The sequence below is a fragment of the Vallitalea sediminicola genome, assembly GCF_054408565.1.
Window position 1 is genome coordinate 73,634 of record NZ_BTPT01000024.1, and the last position, 18,936, is coordinate 92,569.

General features: G+C 28.0%; 16 protein-coding genes. 12 read left to right on the plus strand and 4 right to left on the minus strand.

Translation table 11 applies throughout. The features are described from left to right. Positions 1-64 precede the first annotated feature (64 nt). Entirely contained in the window at positions 65-250 is a 186-nt protein-coding gene (locus tag ACX6CF_RS10590) for a hypothetical protein (protein ID WP_458785293.1), read from the plus strand. A gap of 227 nt (positions 251-477) precedes the next feature. Further along, positions 478-1,293 carry a ZIP family metal transporter gene (locus ACX6CF_RS10595; RefSeq protein WP_458785294.1) on the plus strand — a complete coding sequence of 272 codons (816 nt, stop codon included), beginning with the start codon at positions 478-480 and terminating at the stop codon, positions 1,291-1,293. A gap of 117 nt (positions 1,294-1,410) precedes the next feature. Here ACX6CF_RS10595 and ACX6CF_RS10600 read toward each other — a convergent pair whose 3' ends face one another. Beyond that, on the minus strand, positions 1,411-3,057 hold the full coding sequence (locus tag ACX6CF_RS10600) for a glycoside hydrolase family 13 protein (RefSeq protein ID WP_458785295.1): 1,647 nt from the start codon (positions 3,055-3,057) through the stop codon (positions 1,411-1,413). A gap of 266 nt (positions 3,058-3,323) precedes the next feature. On the opposite strand from ACX6CF_RS10600, the gene ACX6CF_RS10605 reads away from it, so the two are divergent. The 9 genes from ACX6CF_RS10605 to ACX6CF_RS10645 all read left to right on the plus strand — a co-directional run bounded on the left by ACX6CF_RS10605 (position 3,324) and on the right by ACX6CF_RS10645 (position 12,167). After that, positions 3,324-6,098 (plus strand): C39 family peptidase, encoded by a 2,775-nt coding sequence (locus ACX6CF_RS10605; protein WP_458785296.1) that lies wholly within the window; start codon positions 3,324-3,326, stop codon positions 6,096-6,098. Positions 6,099-6,112: 14 nt separating this feature from the next. After that, positions 6,113-6,799, plus strand: a complete 687-nt coding sequence (locus ACX6CF_RS10610; RefSeq protein ID WP_458785297.1) for a DUF1287 domain-containing protein — start codon at positions 6,113-6,115, stop codon at positions 6,797-6,799. Positions 6,800-6,811: 12 nt separating this feature from the next. Then, the gene (locus ACX6CF_RS10615; protein ID WP_458785298.1) at positions 6,812-7,426 is read left to right on the plus strand and encodes a nucleotidyltransferase domain-containing protein; all 615 of its coding nucleotides are present in this window, start codon (positions 6,812-6,814) and stop codon (positions 7,424-7,426) included. Between the two features lie 332 nt (positions 7,427-7,758). After that, complete coding sequence (locus ACX6CF_RS10620) at positions 7,759-7,950, plus strand: helix-turn-helix domain-containing protein (protein ID WP_458785299.1); 192 nt, start codon at positions 7,759-7,761, stop codon at positions 7,948-7,950. Positions 7,951-8,326: 376 nt separating this feature from the next. Next, positions 8,327-8,515 carry a hypothetical protein gene (locus ACX6CF_RS10625; RefSeq protein WP_458785300.1) on the plus strand — a complete coding sequence of 63 codons (189 nt, stop codon included), beginning with the start codon at positions 8,327-8,329 and terminating at the stop codon, positions 8,513-8,515. 236 nt (positions 8,516-8,751) lie between these two features. After that, entirely contained in the window at positions 8,752-9,408 is a 657-nt protein-coding gene (locus ACX6CF_RS10630; RefSeq protein WP_458785301.1) for a GPP34 family phosphoprotein, read from the plus strand. Between the two features lie 11 nt (positions 9,409-9,419). Then, positions 9,420-9,677 (plus strand): helix-turn-helix domain-containing protein, encoded by a 258-nt coding sequence (locus ACX6CF_RS10635; RefSeq protein WP_458785302.1) that lies wholly within the window; start codon positions 9,420-9,422, stop codon positions 9,675-9,677. A 586-nt stretch (positions 9,678-10,263) separates the two neighbouring features. After that, the gene (locus ACX6CF_RS10640; protein ID WP_458785303.1) at positions 10,264-11,166 is read left to right on the plus strand and encodes a hypothetical protein; all 903 of its coding nucleotides are present in this window, start codon (positions 10,264-10,266) and stop codon (positions 11,164-11,166) included. 98 nt (positions 11,167-11,264) lie between these two features. Beyond that, positions 11,265-12,167 carry a hypothetical protein gene (locus tag ACX6CF_RS10645; RefSeq protein WP_458785304.1) on the plus strand — a complete coding sequence of 301 codons (903 nt, stop codon included), beginning with the start codon at positions 11,265-11,267 and terminating at the stop codon, positions 12,165-12,167. Positions 12,168-12,472: 305 nt separating this feature from the next. On the opposite strand, the gene ACX6CF_RS10650 is transcribed toward ACX6CF_RS10645, so the two are convergent. Then, the gene (locus ACX6CF_RS10650) at positions 12,473-13,696 is read right to left on the minus strand and encodes a stalk domain-containing protein (RefSeq protein ID WP_458785305.1); all 1,224 of its coding nucleotides are present in this window, start codon (positions 13,694-13,696) and stop codon (positions 12,473-12,475) included. Positions 13,697-14,331: 635 nt separating this feature from the next. Between ACX6CF_RS10650 and ACX6CF_RS10655 the strand changes: the two genes are divergently transcribed. Continuing rightward, positions 14,332-15,846 carry a M23 family metallopeptidase gene (locus tag ACX6CF_RS10655; RefSeq protein ID WP_458785306.1) on the plus strand — a complete coding sequence of 505 codons (1,515 nt, stop codon included), beginning with the start codon at positions 14,332-14,334 and terminating at the stop codon, positions 15,844-15,846. 59 nt (positions 15,847-15,905) lie between these two features. Here ACX6CF_RS10655 and ACX6CF_RS10660 read toward each other — a convergent pair whose 3' ends face one another. Continuing rightward, the gene (locus tag ACX6CF_RS10660; RefSeq protein WP_458785307.1) at positions 15,906-17,279 is read right to left on the minus strand and encodes a hypothetical protein; all 1,374 of its coding nucleotides are present in this window, start codon (positions 17,277-17,279) and stop codon (positions 15,906-15,908) included. Positions 17,280-17,943: 664 nt separating this feature from the next. Next, positions 17,944-18,936: IS110 family RNA-guided transposase (locus tag ACX6CF_RS10665; RefSeq protein ID WP_458785308.1), on the minus strand; the 993-nt coding region annotated here is incomplete at its 5' end.

Here is an 18,936-nt window from a genome sequence, read left to right on the forward strand (position 1 = left end):
TATAAAGGTATAATGATTTTTTAACAAGAAGATCAATATATTATCAATGGAGGAAAGAAAAAAGATGCCTAGAAAAGAGGTAGTAAAAGAGCTTGATAAAGAACAGAGGATAAAAAAACATAATAATAAATCTAAAGGTAAGACAAAAGAAATAAAAGATAATCATCACAAACCAAAGGTAAAGCCAAAAAAAGTAAATAAAAGCCAGTGGTTAAAGAATATAGATGATGATGACGAATATTATATATAATAATTTGGGTATTTAAAAAGGGAATTATTTTTGAATACCCTTTTTAATGCAATATTTTATATAGTTACTTCTTTTTTCATTTTCTATTATAATTATCCCTACGTAAAAATTTATATTATAAAACAATTGCATAATATAAAAAATATGATATAATAACATTAATCAACAAATAATAATTATTAATTGAGTATCGAGATGAAATATTTAAGTAAGAAATGAGGGATAATATGGTTAATTGGTTTTTAAGTTTGAATCCAGTGATACAGGCATTGATAGGAACTCTATTTACATGGCTTTTAACCGCTTTAGGAGCATCGCTTGTATTCTTCTTCAAAACAATAAATAAGAAAGTTCTTGATGGTATGTTAGGGTTTGCAGCAGGCGTAATGATAGCTGCAAGTTTTTGGTCATTATTGGCACCAGCCATAGAGATGACAGAAAAATCTTCTTCTCTACCTTCATTCGTTCCTGCATTGGTAGGTTTTTTGGCAGGGGGAGCGTTTTTAGGAATAGTTGATAAGATAATTCCTCATTTACATAGAGGGGTTTCTACTGATAAAGCAGAAGGTATTAAGACTAGCTGGCAGAGGAGTATATTATTAGTACTTGCAATTACTCTTCATAATATACCAGAAGGATTAGCTGTAGGAGTCGCTTTTGGAGCAGTAGCAGCGAACTTACCATCTGCAACAATGGCAGGGGCAGTAGCGCTTGCTATAGGTATTGGTATTCAGAATTTCCCAGAAGGAGCTGCTGTTTCTATACCTCTTAGAAGAGAAGGAGTATCTAGAAGAAAAAGTTTCTTCTATGGTCAAGCCTCTGGTATAGTTGAACCTATTGCAGGTGTTCTTGGAGCTTTGGCAGTTATTGTTATGAAACCTATTTTACCATATGCTTTGGCTTTTGCAGCAGGAGCTATGATATATGTAGTTGTAGAAGAATTAATACCTGAGTCACAATATGAAAAACATTCAGATATAGCGACTATAGGTACGCTGATTGGATTTGCCGTTATGATGACATTAGATGTGGCATTAGGTTAATTAAGTAGGCTTATAGCAGAATTCTATCTTTAATCCTGATAACTCACCCCTTCCAAACACATATAAGGATTAATGGATAGAATTTTGCTATATATCTATTTATTGATTATCTTTGTTTTAATGTAAATCTTCATTATAGATATCAATATGATTAGCTATAATGACCTCGTATGGATTAAGATGAAGATTGACTAATTCAATAGAGTCATCTTTTTTTCTATTGGTACTAAGTAGAATATTATACTTTCTATTTGATTTGATTGGGTAATGAATTATTTCATTAGAAAAGTTAAGTATTATTATGCAGTGCTCTTGTTCGTGAATTCGTTTATAGATAAGTATTTTATTTGGTTTGGATATTAGAAATTCTATAGCACCTTTTGATAAACAAGGTGTTTTTTTTCTGAGCCATATTAATGAGCGATAAAAAGATAGTAATGAGTCAGGGTCATCTTTTTGGCTTTCAACATTTTTATGTTTATAGTCTTTATTAACAGGAAGCCATGGTGTGGTATTAGAAAAACCTGCATAATCAGTATTATCCCATTGCATAGGTGTTCTTTCGGTGTCTCTACCTTTAATGATAGGCCATCCTTTTATACCTAGAGGGTCTTGAATTGATTTTTTCGGTATTTTTTCACAGGTCATACCTATTTCTTCACCATAATAGATAAAGGGGGTCCCTTTAAGGGTCAGTAACATAGCAGCGGCTACTTTAGCTCTTGCGTCAGTTTCATCGCCGTGTTTATAACGATAATAGTGTCTTGGCTGATCATGGTTGCTTAGAGTGAAATTTGGCCATGAATTAGTTGGTAATAGATTATACCAATCCATTATACTATCATAAAATGATCTTGCACTCCATTTTTGGAATAAGAAGTTAAAATTAAAAGCCATATGTAGTTCATCATTATTAGAACCATGATATGATACTGCTTCTTTTACGTCATTAGTATAGATTTCTCCAATTAGAATCTTATCATTATACTCATTAGTTATCTCTCTGATCTCTTTACATATTTGATGACTTTCTGGCTGGCTTCTATCATATATATGTTTTTGCAATGAAGGAGGGGAAAAGGTGATTTTCCAAGGGTTACTCCTTAGACTTTTGTCTTTTATGTACCAATTAACCACATCCATCCTAAATCCATCAATACCCATATCAAACCAATATTTTATCACATGGTACATAGCTTTTTTTAGGTCTTCATTCCTCCAGTTAACTTCTGGTTGGTTTTTGGTAAATGTGCCAAGATAATATTCGTTGGTAGCTTTGTCTAACCACCAGGCATTATGTAATTCAAAATATGATATCCAGTTATTAGGACGTTTTTTATGGGCAGGTTGCCATAGATACCAGTCCCTTTTGGGATTATCTTTACTTTGCCTTGATTCAATAAACCAAGGGTGTTCATCAGAAGAATGATTAATCACAAGGTCCATAATAATTCTTATATTACGTTTATGAGCTTCTTTTAGAAGAGCTCTAAAATCATCTAGACTTCCGAACATGGAATCAATATCCAAGTAATCGCTGATATCGTATCCAAAATCTTTCATAGGAGAGGGATATATAGGTGATAACCATATTGCGTCAACACCTAGAGAATTATCAGTACCATCATTGAGGTAATCAAGTTTATCTATTATACCTTTAATATCACCTATACCGTCTCCATTACTATCCATAAAACTTCTAGGATATATTTGGTAGATAACCCCATTTTTCCACCATATATCAGTAGATGTCTGCTTATCCATAAGCCTTACCTCCCAAAATTTATTTGATAATAAATCAACCTAATTTAATTGTAATAATGTAATAGAGATACGTCAAATATTATTATATAATTGTTTAGAGTTATATAATATTAAAGACATAAGAATAATAGTCTTATTTAACTAAAAATGTAGAAAAATGTGACATACCAATTGACATTTGTAGTTGCCTCTGATAACTTTTATATAAGAGTTTATTATATTGAGAATTATATCAAACAATAAGAAGGCTACAAGGATGTGATAATGTGAAAAAGCTAGGTTTCAGAATAGTAGTATTGATTTTATTAATATCTATGCTGGTTTCATTTACATATATAAAAAATAAAGAAAATATGATACCAACCATTTCAAAAGGATTAGATACAGCTCCTATCATGATAATACAAAAAAATGATATATTATATAATGTCATGTATCCATATATCAATGAAATGGATATGCTGACAGGAGATTGTTATACTAACTTTAGTTCTGATCAAGTTATTGAACTCTATATAACAAGTAATAAAAAAACAGCTAAGTTATCTTATGAAATCATTGATACTCTTACTGGTAGAACTGTAATTAAGTCAAGTATTAACAAAAGAAATATAACTATCAAAGATGAATACACTATAGCTAAAATAATTATTCCAAAGTTAGATGATTCTGATTATCCTTACACTTTAAATATAACCTATAATGAGAGTGGTAAGACATCATTAGATTACTATCAGCATTTTTATCTCCAAGACAATACAATAATAGATAATATAAATGATAAAGTGATAACGTTCCATAAGGCAACTTTTGACAAGAATAAAGAATTAATAAGTCAATCGTTAACTGAAATAGGGAAATCAAAAACGGGTGTTTTTAATTCAGTAAGTGATAAATCTACGTTGGATAATATTATATGGAATTATGATAAAGACATTGTTAAAATGAATGAACCAATAATTCGTATAACTAATATTGACAACACTAATAATATCTATGAGGTTGAACTAGCGTATACTATAGCGGTAAGGGCAAATCATGAATTTGAATATTGGGATTTTGTTGAAAAGTATGAGCTTTCTGGTAAAGAACAAGTAACAATTGATTCTTTTGATAGAAAAGGTTCTACTAAGACGGATCCATATTATGATGAATCCAGTAAACATATTGTAATTGGTTCAGGAGGTAGTGATATTATCACTTCTCAGGAGCAATCAGATAATATGAGATTTTACTCTTTTGTTAAAAGTAATCAATTATGGTTATTCGATAATACAACTAATAAATTAACTAAAATATTCGGTTTTGATAAACTGGATAGTGATTATTTAGTAGATAGTTATAATGCTCATAAAATAAAAATCAATAGCCTGGATAATGAGGGTAACATAAACTATATGGTATATGGGTATATGAATACAGGAAAATATCAAGGTGACAATGGGATTGCAGTATATGAATTTAATTATTTCCTAGGTAATAATGAGAACTTAGGGTTTGTAGGTTTGCCTTATGGATTTGATAAGATGGAATATTATATTAGTAATTATACTTATTTACCAATAGGTAATAATCATATATATACTATTTTAGATGGTGGACTATATCAATTTGATTTTGCTAATAGGAATGTTGATAAGATAACTGATGATATTCCTTATGATAAAAACAGCATAACTATCACAAAAAATAAAAATGCTATTTTTTGGAATGAAAAAACGAATATGAAATCTAACAAAAATGTAAGAGGTATCGTTATTAATGGGGATTCACCAAAAAATGTAATCATAAATGATAGTAATTATAATAATAATCTTATAGGAAATTATAAGGATTATATTATTATAGGGTATTATGATATACAGGAGACTATAGAAAAATTAGACGGAGAAGTTAGTTATTTCTATAATAAAATACAAGTTTTGGATTCTAAGGGTAAAGTTACATATGAATATACACCTAGTAATGGAAATTTTTACTCTGATGTTTATATTTCAACAAATGGGGTAAAATTATCTACTATAAAGAAGGTGAAAAAAATTAATGCTAACCCTAGATATTCAAAAATTATACTTCAGACAATTAGGCAAGAAGAGGTTGTTTTGAACACCAAGGATAAGGAAATAACTTATATAATGGATTCAATAAAATCACCTTTGGGATATGATATAGCTATAATTGAGAGTGATAATTATCAAGAATGTGTTGAAGTCGAAACCAAATATACAATTAAAAATATAAATAAAGGTAATAAAAGAATTAATTATAATAATACTACTAAAAAAGAACATTACCAGTTAATAAGTCAAGGTAAACTACAAGCTGTTTATGATAATATGACACAAGCATTAAATGGAGAAAAATACTATGGATGTAATACTTATATATTGAAATCTATAAAAAATGATAACAAAATAATGTTTGAAAATAGTAATAAAAGTTCAATGAAAATACAGGGTATACCTGTTATTCCTCAAAAACCAGAACTGCCTAGAGGATGCGAAGTGACAAGTCTTGCTATGTTGCTTAATTATTATCGAACTGATAAATTAGATAAAATGCAAATGGCTGATGAGGTAATTAAAGATAATACTCAGTATTCAATTATTGATGGGATGATTAATTTTGGAGATCCCCATACTGGCTTTGTTGGAGATATTGCTAATGTTGCTAATAAAGGATATTCTGTTTACAATGAGCCAATAATAAAACTAGCTGAAAAATATACTTCTAATATTCTAAATATATCAGGAAGCAATCTAGAAGATGTTTTATATTATGTGAGTAGGGGTAATCCAGTATGGGTAAGTACACCTAATATATATAATAAAGTACCAATGTCATCTATACAACAGTGGGTGACACCTAATGGTATAATGGAAATAAGTTATACATCCCATTCGGTACTTGTTATAGGATATGATGATAGATACGTTTATTTTAATGATCCATCCAAGAATATGTTAAGAAAGAAACCGATAAATGATTTTAAGAATGGATGGGAAGATATGGGGAGACAAGCCCTCTTAATTTATCAGTAGAAGGTGATTAAATAGTGAAAAAGGGTGTAAAATTAATAATAGGACTACTACTAATCTCAATCATCGCTTTGGGGATTTATAATGAATGCAAGTATGACGATGTGTTTTATGTTTTTAGACCATCAATCAGCATAGAGACCATCAGCTGTGTGAATGACTTGGATCAAGACGGAATAAATGACCAAGCAGATATAATAGAAGGTGCTAAATTAGAGATTAAGAATCATACAAAATATAAAAGCGGTTATTATGCAGGAGGATATCCTCCTGAGAATGAAGGAGTGTGTACCGATGTAATATGGAGAGCCCTTAGTAATGCAGGTTATATATTAAAAGATAATATTGATAAGGATATAGAGATGAATACTGATAATTATCCAAGAATTGATAAGATTGATACTAATATTGATTTTAGAAGAGTAAAAAATCAATATGTTTTTATTAAAAAGCACATGACAAATTTGCCCATGGAAGTTATTCCTTATGATAAAAATAATCTGACACAGTGGCAAGGTGGAGATATTGTAGTTTTATCTCGCCCAGACCATATTGCAATAATATCTGATAAGAGACGGAAAGATGGAGTACCTTATGTAATACACAATTCTTATAGTTATCCTAAAGAAGAGGATAGATTATTAATATGGAGTAATAATAATAACATTATCGGGCATTTTAGATTTGTTAATATTGAATTATGATAGGAGTTTTGTATGAATAAATTATTATTAGAATTGAAAGAGTATCTGAAAGAAAAATATAAATGTCATATGATTATTTTATATGGTTCATATGCAAGAGGAGATTTTACTGAAGAGAGTGATATAGATATTATCTGTTTTGGAGATGACTTATTAAGCTGTAATGATACTCAGATATTTAATGGAAAGCAGTTAGATGTTTGGATATACGATACAAAGCAGTTAAACGAACCAGAAAATTATATCCATATATTAAATAGTAAAGTATTATTAGATGATAAGGATTTAGCTAAAGATTTTATTAAAGAAATACAGAAAGTATATGATGATGGACCAGACCAATTGGATGAAGATAAAAAACAGTTCAACAAAGATTGGTTAAATAAGATGTTCAGAAGAACTAAAAAAGGTGATGTAGAAGGTATGTATAGACATCACTGGATGATGAAAGATTCTTTAGAAATATACTTTGAATTACAGGGAAAATGGTTCTTGGGAGTTAAGAACTCATTACGATGGTTACAAGAGAATGACGAGCAAGGATATATGCTATTTGAAAATGCATTTCAAGGAGAAGCGGGAAGTGAAGAATGTAGAAAGCTTATAGAATATATTATAAGTAAATAGTAATAAATTAAATAGTATTAGGGACTGTTTCAATATATTTTTCATAATATCTTATTGGATATTGAAGTAAAATATATGATGGGACAGTTCCTAGAAAATTATGGGTGGTGCAGATGGTCCAATTGCTATATTCATTACTAGCGGAAACAATTTAATTAATGTGATTTTTAGTAAATATATTGTTGCTTTTATCATACTATGTTATTATATAAACCTATAATACTAATGAAAAATAAATTTTATAAATGAAAAATGATTTCCAGTATTTACCTAGTGAAATATCTATATCTCTGATGTAAAGTATAGTTAAAAAGACTTGCGTGGTGGGACATATGTTATTCAGAATTAGAGAAATTAGAGAAATTAGAAATTACAACAAATCACAGTTAGCCAAAAGAGCTGGATTATCCAAAGCAACTATATCCAAATTAGAAAATTATAAAGAATCACCTACAATTGAGACATTAGAGAAAATAGCAAAAGCATTAGATGTTAAAGTAAGAGATTTATTAGTTGAAGATTAAATATTTATATAATGTTGATTATAATAAACATAGTCAGAAACCCATAGATACTTTTTTATGGTAAAATGTACCTGACAGCGCTGTAAACAATAATGATAGTACTTAATTGTTGTAAGGTTTTATGCTACTAGTCCGGACTATATAAATACATGGTAAATCATAAATTTTTCATGTGTTTAAGAATAATGCATACATATCTTTCCTTTCCATTTCTGTAGTTTTATTTTCCATATACTCCATTTGAAATTGTATTATTAGGATTGAATAAATATATGATTATTGTAAATAAATAATCGCATGTTGTATTATAAGATATAATATTGTAGAATATAATTATAGTTAGTATCATAATATTTAATGAGGGAGAATGCTATAAATGAACATTGATAGTTATATTTTGAGACATAGTGGATCAATGATGCCACAAATCATTATACACATAGTTACAATAGTTATCTCTATTGGTATGATTATACTTTCAGTATATCTATTGATACTATTAATAAAACTTGCAAAAAGAGGTATAAAAGCATTAGATATATATATTAAGAATAATGGTAAGTAAGAATGATTGAGTAGGTATTTTAATAAAATATAGATAAATAAAATTATGAATTTTAATATTAATAGCAACCATTTTGGTTGTTTTTTTGTATCTCTTTTATATTGTGGTTTCAACTTGACAGAAAAAATTTTTAGAGGTATTATTTAAATAGTAAGTAGTAAGTAGTAAGTAGTAAGTAGTAAGTAGTAAGTAGTAAGTAGTAAGTAGTACTATTAATTATTAGAAAGGGGAATTTTATGAAAGAATTAAGTATGGTTGAGGAATATTCATTATGTGTAATTGCTAATAAAAATAAGACAAAAGTATTATACTCAGATTATAAATATTCTGCTTGTATCGTAGCAGGAGCGTTTAGTGAATTAATAATGGAAGGTACTATCAAAAATGATGATAAAGGAAAAGTAGTAATTGAAAAAGAACAAAATAACTATAGCGGCTATTTAGAATTGATATATAATGAAATAAATAAACAGAAGCCTAAAACGTTAAAAAAATGGATAGAAAATTATTCATTTACTTTTTCTAGTAAACCAATAAAATCATTAACTGAAAAAATTACTGAATCATTAATAGATAAAGAGTGTATACAATTAGAAACTAAAAAAGGTATGCTAAAAGAACATTCCGTTTTGAATATAGACAAGAAAAAAGTAGACAATATAATAGAAAAAATTAGAGCAGAATTCCTTGAAGAAGGAGAACTTACTGATGAAACAATAATCTTGACGGCACTGATGTTACGAACCAATATGTTAAAGAAGTATTTTTCTAAATATGAAAATGGCAAATTAAAAGAACGTATTAAACAAATAAAAACTAATCCTATAGGATCATTAGTTAAAAAGGTTCTTGATCAGATTGATGCAATTATTATAGTAGCTGCAATTAGCTAACGAGGTGGAATATGTCAAGACAAAGAAGTATGGAGAAAATATTATCATCAGAATATGTTACAATTGGTGAATTAGTTCGATTGACTGAATTTCGTTATAGCACATTAAAATTTTATACCGAAGAAGGAATGTTGCCTTTTGTACAAAAAGATAAAAAACTAACGAGAAGATATGATAGAGAAATTGCAGTCCGGATTCTTAGTAAGATAAAACAATTAAAGGAACAAGGTTTAACAGTTGCAGAAATCAAGAACAATTTATTAAAGTGAATATTATTGATAAAAGTAGGGTTATCATATAATACATTTTATTAGATATACTATATCAACATATAATATTTTAGGATAGTATATAGAAAATAAAAGTATTATAGGATAACTCTATAATTTTATTATAAAATCATAATAGGCTATATTATGAGATTCTGTCTGTAATTGCTACAATATAAGTAAATATATCGAATAATCATAATAATAAGATTAAAAAGTATAATTGCAATAGTTGAATATATTAAGGTAATATGATATAATTAATAACAAAATAATTCATTGTCACTATATTAAGACAATTGGAGTGGGGGGATTAATAAAATAGTTTTAGCTTATTAGTATAGCTGATATATTAACCACTTTTTAATTACCAGTCAATGTTAACTCATCTAATTACAATAATAAGAGTCTAGATTATCTAAGTCTACCCATAAAAATACATATAACAAATGCAAGTAAAATAGGACAAGATGAATTAAATGAATTTAAAATTACATTATAAATATCAAACATAATGAGTAAAATTTTTATGAAACTAGAAGACCTATTTTATATGAGAAAATATTATTTATGGAGGAATGTTAAGATGAAAAAATTTTATGCTATTATTTTGATTATTATATTAACGTCTTTTTCATTACCAGTAAGTGCTAATTCAGATAATATAAATGTTAAATTGATTCCTATGAATATTTTAGCGGAAGATGAAGAACCTGTATACATCGGAAATAACTATGCCGAGAATTCTATGACAGGTTATGAAGTTATGACTGATAGTAACGGTAATAAGTATAAATACAGGATAAGATATATTAGACGTAATTCCACAGACCTTACGTTAAATCAATCCCAATTTATTTTGAATCTATATAGAGGACAAACTAAATCAGTTACTGAAAGCTATTCAGCTACTAGAAGCAGTTCGGTAAATTGGAGTTCAAGTAGTACATCATCTTCAAGTTTTAATTCAGCAGAAAGTGGGATTAATTCATCTATGAGTACAACCTTATCAACGAATAATGCAGAAAGTGCATCATATTCTATTTCAAGGGGTACAATTTATGTATTCCCTACAGATGCTCCAGCAGATGCTAGGTATTGTAATATATATGCTGGTTTTTGCCAAGATATCTATGATGTTGTTTCAGATTATGTTCCATTTAGAGTCTATGACAAGAAAACTAAAGTTACTTATACCAATGTTACAACTCCTCCCCCTTATCCAGATGAAGATCCATATCATATGTATGAGTTTGATATTACAGTAGAGTTGGAAGATGGAAGAGTGTATAGATATAATGTAACTTGTCCACCTCATCACTTTGAGGATGATTATTATGAGATTCCAGAGGTTAAAAGAGTATTGCGGGAATATGCAGATGGTTATAAACATGAAACAATAAGTGAATATGATTTTTCCAGTAGAGAAGTTTTTAATGGAACACTTATAATGCCTATTCCATATGAAAGACATGTATATATATATTAGATTAAACAAATTTTAAGTATATAAATTAGAAATTGGATATGTTAATAAGAGGTAATTTTATTATACTTTTTAAAAATAAATTATGAAAGGATGTTGAAATGAAGAAATTTTATGTTGCTATTTTAATTATTATGGTAACTTATTTTTCATTGCCAGTGAATGCAAATTCATTTAACTACAATAATATAGAAGTTAAACTCGCCCCTATGGACGTTGTTGTGCAAGATGATGAGGATATTTATATTGGAACAACATATGATGAGAATTCTAAAGATGGTTATGAAATTATGACTGATAGTAATGGTAATAAATATAAGTATAGGACAAGATATATCAAACGAAATTCTACAGATCTTACATTGTATCAATCTCAATATATATTTAGTTTGTATAAGGGACAAACTAAATCAGTAACTGAAAGTTATACAGCAACTAGAAGTAGTTCAGTAAATTGGAGTTCTTCTACTACATCATCTACTAGTTTCCAGTTAGCACAGCAAGGTATTAATTCATCCATGAGCACAACGTTATCAACTAATAATGCAGAAAGTTCAACATATTCAATTACTAAGGGTACAGTATATTCATTCCCTGAAAATGCACCAGTAGATGTTGGCTATTGTAATTTATACGCTGGTTTCTGTCATGATATTTATGATATTGTAGCTGATTATGTTCCTTATAAAACTTACGATAAAAAAACGAAGGTTCTTTTTAAAAGTATTACTACTCTTCCATTTATTCCAGATGACCCAATCTATGAATTTGATATTATTGTAACGCTAGAAGATGGAAGAGAATTCAAATATCATGCTATATGCCCTGAACATCATTATCATGAGGACTATGATAAGATTCCAGAAATTAAATGGGCATTACGTGAATATGCAGATGGTTATAAACATGAAGTGATAAGTGCATATGATTTTAATAGCAGAGCAGTTTTCCAAGGGACAGTTACAAGACCTATTTCATATGAGAAATATGTTTATGTGTATTAGAATCAGTATTATTAATATAAAATCTAATTAGTGATATAAATAAATTTAAACCTTCTTTTCTATATGATTTTTTATAATTCTTAGTATTGAATAATACGAATGTGTAGATAAGTAAGGTTTCCTTTTTATGAAAACAGTAATATTTATGATATACTATTAGTAATATATTGTCTGGTAATATTAACTATGCATATATTAAAACTATAGTTATATTCTAACTGAATTAATAAAACCGTTATGAACTTTAGAATCTAAGGTTTATAACGGTTTATGAGTTTGTCAGAAATGCGTGTAGTTAGTTCATACTACTTCTCAAGATTTAAAGTTTTAAAAAAACTTTCTGCATCAATAAATTTTAATTTAGAGTTTTCCCAATCGGTTGTATCTACTGTAATTATCACATCTTCACTAACACGTCTATATGATAAATCTTCTATATTTAGATTATATGTACCATCTTTCATATTTAAAGCTATTGAATTTCCTGTATCAGCCCAGTTCATAATAAAATAATTCTTGTACGCCAGCATCATATATCCAGCATAATAATTTGATTCATAATCAGTTACTAATTCTTTTTCAAGGGTATTCACATCTATACGTTTTGTAGAATAATTATCGTTTTTATCTAGATAATACAATTGACCATCATTATAATATATTTTATAGGATAAACAATCTTTAATAAATATTTCTGGCTCTTCAGAAGGTTTTATTCGCATAATATTTTGACCATACGCATTACTTGTAAAATATATATATTCATCATCTGTATCCATTGTTAAGATATTGACATCTTTTAGTACTTCTTTTTCTTCTGTACCATCTTTATTGATTTGCCACAAAGTTCCTCGTTGTACGAACCCTTCTTCTCTTTCTAAATCTGAAAAATTCATGTAGTATATAGTGTCTCCTATAATTCCTAACGTATATGCTTTGTTTTCAGATATTTTTGTACTAGTTCCATCGCTATTAAGTCTATATATTCTATATCCTGTATCCGGGTTATCATAAAAGCACATATCACTCATCATGTTTACATAATATATGGGTTCATCTGTTGCTACTCCAACTAATTCTGTAGGAGTAATTAATACTGAACTTGTAGCGTTATCCCAACCTACTTGGTAACCTAATGCTTCCATTACCACTCTAATAGGTAAATATGTTCTACCATTTTTAACTAAAGAAACAGTATCATTATAGGTGATTCTACCATTTTTAATGATATAGTTTTTGTCAATTGGTACTTTTACAGTAATATCATCTTTTTTAGCTATTGCTGTTCTATTCTCATCATCCCAAGATACTATAGCACCTGCTTGTTCTAATGTAATTCTAAAAGGTACTTGTGTTCGACTGTTATCATCAATAAATGGCATACCACTAGCTTCTGTAAATATTACTTCTTCTCCATTTACTATTATTTTTGCAGTGTTTGTTGTAGCGTGAAGTGTAAGTCCATATTGTGGGAATGATAGTAACACAATCATAGATACAATCATAGCTATTCTTCTTTTCATAATCATTTCATTATCTCCTTCTACTTGTTATTAATACTAAATTCCTTTTAATTGAAATTAGTTACCGTAATCATACGGAAAATCTAATGAGTTACTTACATATTTTACCATATGTATGTTAATGCCTCAAATATTATATGAAAAAATATTTGATATAGGAATATAAAAATATGATAAATGTTGTTTTTTGCTAACAGGTCAATATAAATGCTTATTAGTGGTATTCTATTTCTTTATTTTGAAATTCAAAAATTATTGAATTAGTCTTAATATTGAGAAGGTATAATAATGGTATTTATGTAAGGCTAAAGACTTGTTTAGTAGAGAACAGCAGTTAGAAGCTATAAAACTAAAATATAAAGAGATGAGTGAGATTTTATTATGAAAGAAAAAATAACAGCATTACGGAAAATCTACAGCATTAGATAAATCAAAATAAAGAATATTTTTTATATTAATAGATGTCGTGGTGATGTCGTCTAAACCTATGATAATATTATATCAAGCCAATAACCTAGGTAATTTATTAAAGCTTAAATAATTGAAGATAAAAGTTAACTATAAAAAATTATAACTATCATTATAGAGTTAATCGCCAATTACATAAAAAATTATACACAAAACATATAGGAGAGATGAAAATGTCAAAAGAGTTTTATAAACCAACAAGAATTAAATTATACGAAGATTTTTCGGGAATTGTAACAGAGGATGATGGCGATCAATGGTTTGATATAGTATTTGATCAAACCTGTAGAGTAGTTTTTGAAGTTCACCCATCAAGTGACTTAGATGTCAATTTTTCTGCATGGAATGGGGATGAAATGAGAGCTTTACAGGTTGAAAATAGTAATGGAAGAGGTATTACTGAAAAGATACAATTAGTAGTTAGAAAAGGACAAAGGATAAAACTTGATGTACAGCATCAATCTGGTTCAGGTAGTTTTATACTATCCTGTAAAATGGCGGATGGTTCAACTATACCAACTGCTGAAAGAATAGAAGATAATAAAGATTATCCTCCTGTACATATAGAGCGTAAGCAAGAACACTGGTATTATGTACAATTTAATAGTAAGGGAAAGGCTAATTTTTTTGTTGAACCAGTAAATCATTTATTAGATGTTGATTTAATAGTTCGTAAAGGTAGCATTAATGGAGAATTATTAGGTAAATCTTCAAAAGGTATGGGACAATGGGAACTAGTAGAAGAGGTACCAGTAGAAGAAGGGGTTAAGTATTATATCGGGATTTATTGCTATTTTGGTTCAGGTGAATATAAAGTAAGATGTAGAAATTATACAAATAGCATTCCTACAAAATTAATTTCTGATAGAGAATTTCCAGTAATACGTCAAGATACCGAAAAATTAGGGTATGTAGCAAAAGGAGATCTTTGTACGATAATAAAAGAAGAAGGTGATGTTGTATATTTGAGATATCCTGCAGGAAAGAACGAAGTAATAGGAAAAACTGATATAAAAATTATTCACTCAATTTCACAAAAATCTAGTAAAAATTGGTATTCATATTTTAATAACTATGGGATTAGTCAAGAATTTAATGATCTTTATAATCGAACTAAATCTTTAAAAGGACATTTAGGATATGACTTAACTAGTATAAATGATGATAATATTTATGCTATATATGATGGTGTAATTGAAAAAGTAACAACAGCAACTTACAATGGAAATGTAGTGCATATTAAACATACTTTGAAAGATGAACAAGGTAATCCCGTAAAAGATGCAAAAGGTAATAATATTACATTTTATACTTTCTATGCACATTTAAGTGAGATATCGAAAACTAGTGGTTCTGTGAAAAAAGGTGAAAAAATAGGAATAATGGGAAATACTGGATTAGGCAGTAAGGGTAAACATTTACACTTAGGAGTATTTGTTGGAGCTGTTGGTGGTGGTGATACTCCTGGATATTATAAGAATAAATACCGAGTAAAGGTTACTTTTGAATCTTTTAATAGACTAAATCCCCAAATTGATGATTTAATTGCTAACACTAGGATTATGTGCCAAAAATATCAATCACCCAATGATACTGCTCCAAGACTATATTTCGATTACCGGGAAGTAATTAACACTAATGGACAAGTTATTATAGATAACTACATTAATCCTATAGATTTAAAATAACATATAGTACATTTAATAAAGCCTCGAATCTTAACTAAATCGAGGCTTTATATGCCTAATTAATACTGAATGGAATATATATTTCCTGAATTTATTTTTTCTATATCTTTGTATGCGTAAAAATTTAAATGTTTATTGTTAAAATCTAAATAATCAATTAAAAGTCCTTTACTAATTAATGGTGATAAGTCAATTGCGGAAATAAGTTCATTTGATTTAAACGAATAAAGACGAATGTAGTTACGTTCATTATCATAAAACGCAAGAATATTATCATCAGTTTCATATGCCATTTGTTTAGTGCAAATATTATCATTAATAATACATCTAAATTTAAATACTATAGTATTATTTTTTATATCAATAATTAAATGAGTAAATTGTTTACCATAATCTAATATAACAAATTGATTCAAGTTACTTATATATTGACATATTTTAGAATCCTGTTTATATAGTGTAATAATATCATCAGTTATGGTATATTTAAATATAAAATCACTGGAATAAGATGAAGGAATAATTTCATTATCATCAATAATGAATTGAAATCCATTAATATATATATTATCTTCATTATCCCAAAAGACTTCACTGATGTTACCTTCATAGTAATATTTTTCATCTATGGTTCTGATTACTTTTAACTTCTTAGAATCCAAATTATACAAAAGTATTCTCTGCGGAATTCCATCTGTTATATAAGCTACTTTGTTCTTATCATTATTTAAGCAGAAGTAATTAATAAAAGTTTTATTTTCTTTATTTATTAGATCTTCAAAATTAATATATTCTTTTTCTCCGGTTGTAACATTGTATACATATATTCCGTTTACTAAAACAGTATTATCATCTATCCATTCAACGATATGAGAAATCATCGCTACATTGAATGTTATTTTACTATTATCTATAATTATATCATCATTTAGGTATAACTTGATATCATAATAATTTTCAATATCATAGAATTTGAATATTTCTTGCTTAATAAAATTTTTCTTATTTGGTGAATAATATTTATAATGCCAAGGTGTATTGTTCTCTAAAATAGTATATTGTTTATCTATAGAATTTTTATCTTTATCATTTCCATTATTGTTAGGTTGAATTATATCGCTATCATTAGGTTTACAAGTATTAAATTTTGATATATCTTTTTTTTCGAGAGGTATATCCGTATCTGTTTCTTTACTCGTAGTATCCTTATCAATTAAATCTTTTTCTTGATTTTCAGCAGATTCAGTAGCATTTTTATTAGGCGTTTTTTTTTCTTCATCAGAAATTGCAGTTGTTATTTTAGTATTACTTAACTCATTATTCTTCAAATTTCCCATTTGTTTTTTTGCACAACCTGAAATCAATAATGAACACAGCAATACAATAAATATCAAAATAGTTTTTTGATATTTTTTATTTTCTTTTCTAATCATTTAAGGGCTCCTTAGCTTATTTAATTATTTACAAATGATATTTTACAACAATTTAAGAATTATGTAAATGATCTAATATATTATTTAGGAGCCTTTTCTTTATAAAACTACAGTGTAGTTGGTACTATACTAAAACAAGTTTTAGGGCAGGTACAGAACCTACTTTCTTATTGAAGGTAGTTTCTTTTTTTATTTAAAATTAGTACTTGCATTTATTAAACAATAAAAGTAAATATAAATATTGCATAAATTGTATTATTTATATTTACAGATATCAATTGTAAATATAAATAAAAAATACATAAAAATTTGTTGGAAAGTAACAAAATAAAATAATGTGTAACCTTTTAACATAAATTGACCTTATATAAAATTAGAGTAATTCTAAAAAAAAATAAAAAACAACGAAAATTTATAATAGAATTGAATAATTAAAAATAAATAGTATAATTAAGAATGAAAAGGGTTAAAAAATGTAAAATCATAGAATATTGTAACACCTAATTAATTGATAGATTTGTTTTTAAATTGTTATTAATGTTGCAACTTTAATATAAAAAAATAGAAGGAGATTAGGTTGAAAGAAAAAATATAGAAATTTGACATACAAATAAGAGTACCAATAAATGCTACTTTTTTAAACAGTAAATATAATAGTAAGTCATTAAGTAGGAATAGCTATATCTGGAGGAATGATAGTACAGCCTTCCTTTTTCAATAGTTTTATAGCATTTTTAATGTATTGTGCCTTATGCTTATCATAAAGGTCCTTTGGAATATCTGAATAATTTATATCTAAAGGATTAAATACTTCACCATTTAAAAACATGTGATAAATACAAGTAAGAATCATACGAGCAATGGCAATGATAGCTCGTTTATGACCTCTACGTTTTTTGATTCGGTCATATTTTATTCTGAAATACGGATTCTTCTTGTTTTTAATAGTGGCATTGGCACATTGAACGAGTAAAGGTTTCAAGTAAACACCGGCTCTGGATACTCGAACACTTTTTTTCTTACCAGCACTTTCATTGTTTTGAGGCGTAAGACCAGCCCAAGAACATAAGTGTTTAGAAGACTTAAAAATAGACATATCGGTACCTATTTCAGCAATGATATAGGTGGAAGATTTTGCAGTAAGACCAAGAATAGTACTAGCCAAATCAATAAAACTTTGATAAGGTTTAGATAGGTCTGAAATGGAAGCATCAAGAATGGAGATGCATTCATCGATGAAATCGAAATGTTTTCGACAGACCTTCATTTTAATTGATTGGTCACTGCGCAGGTCATAACCGATAATTGATTGAATAACATCATCAGCCTTGTCTTTAAGCTTCTTTTTTAAAAGAGACTTACAATGTTCTGGAGAGAACACATCACAAGTGAGTATGTATTCAATGATATCAGAAGAAGACTTACCAAAAGTATCTGATACTACGGAAGATAGAGTAATATTAGATACAGTAAGAGCATTCTGCATACGGTTTTTCTCACTTGAGCGGTGGCCAATTAGTTTGCAACGATATCTAAAAAGTTCTCGAAGCATACGGATATCAATTGGTGGAATGAAGCTAGAAGGAACAATGCCAAATTTAAAAAGATCAGCAATCCAAGTAGCATCTTTGGTATCCAAATAGGGTGAACAATACGT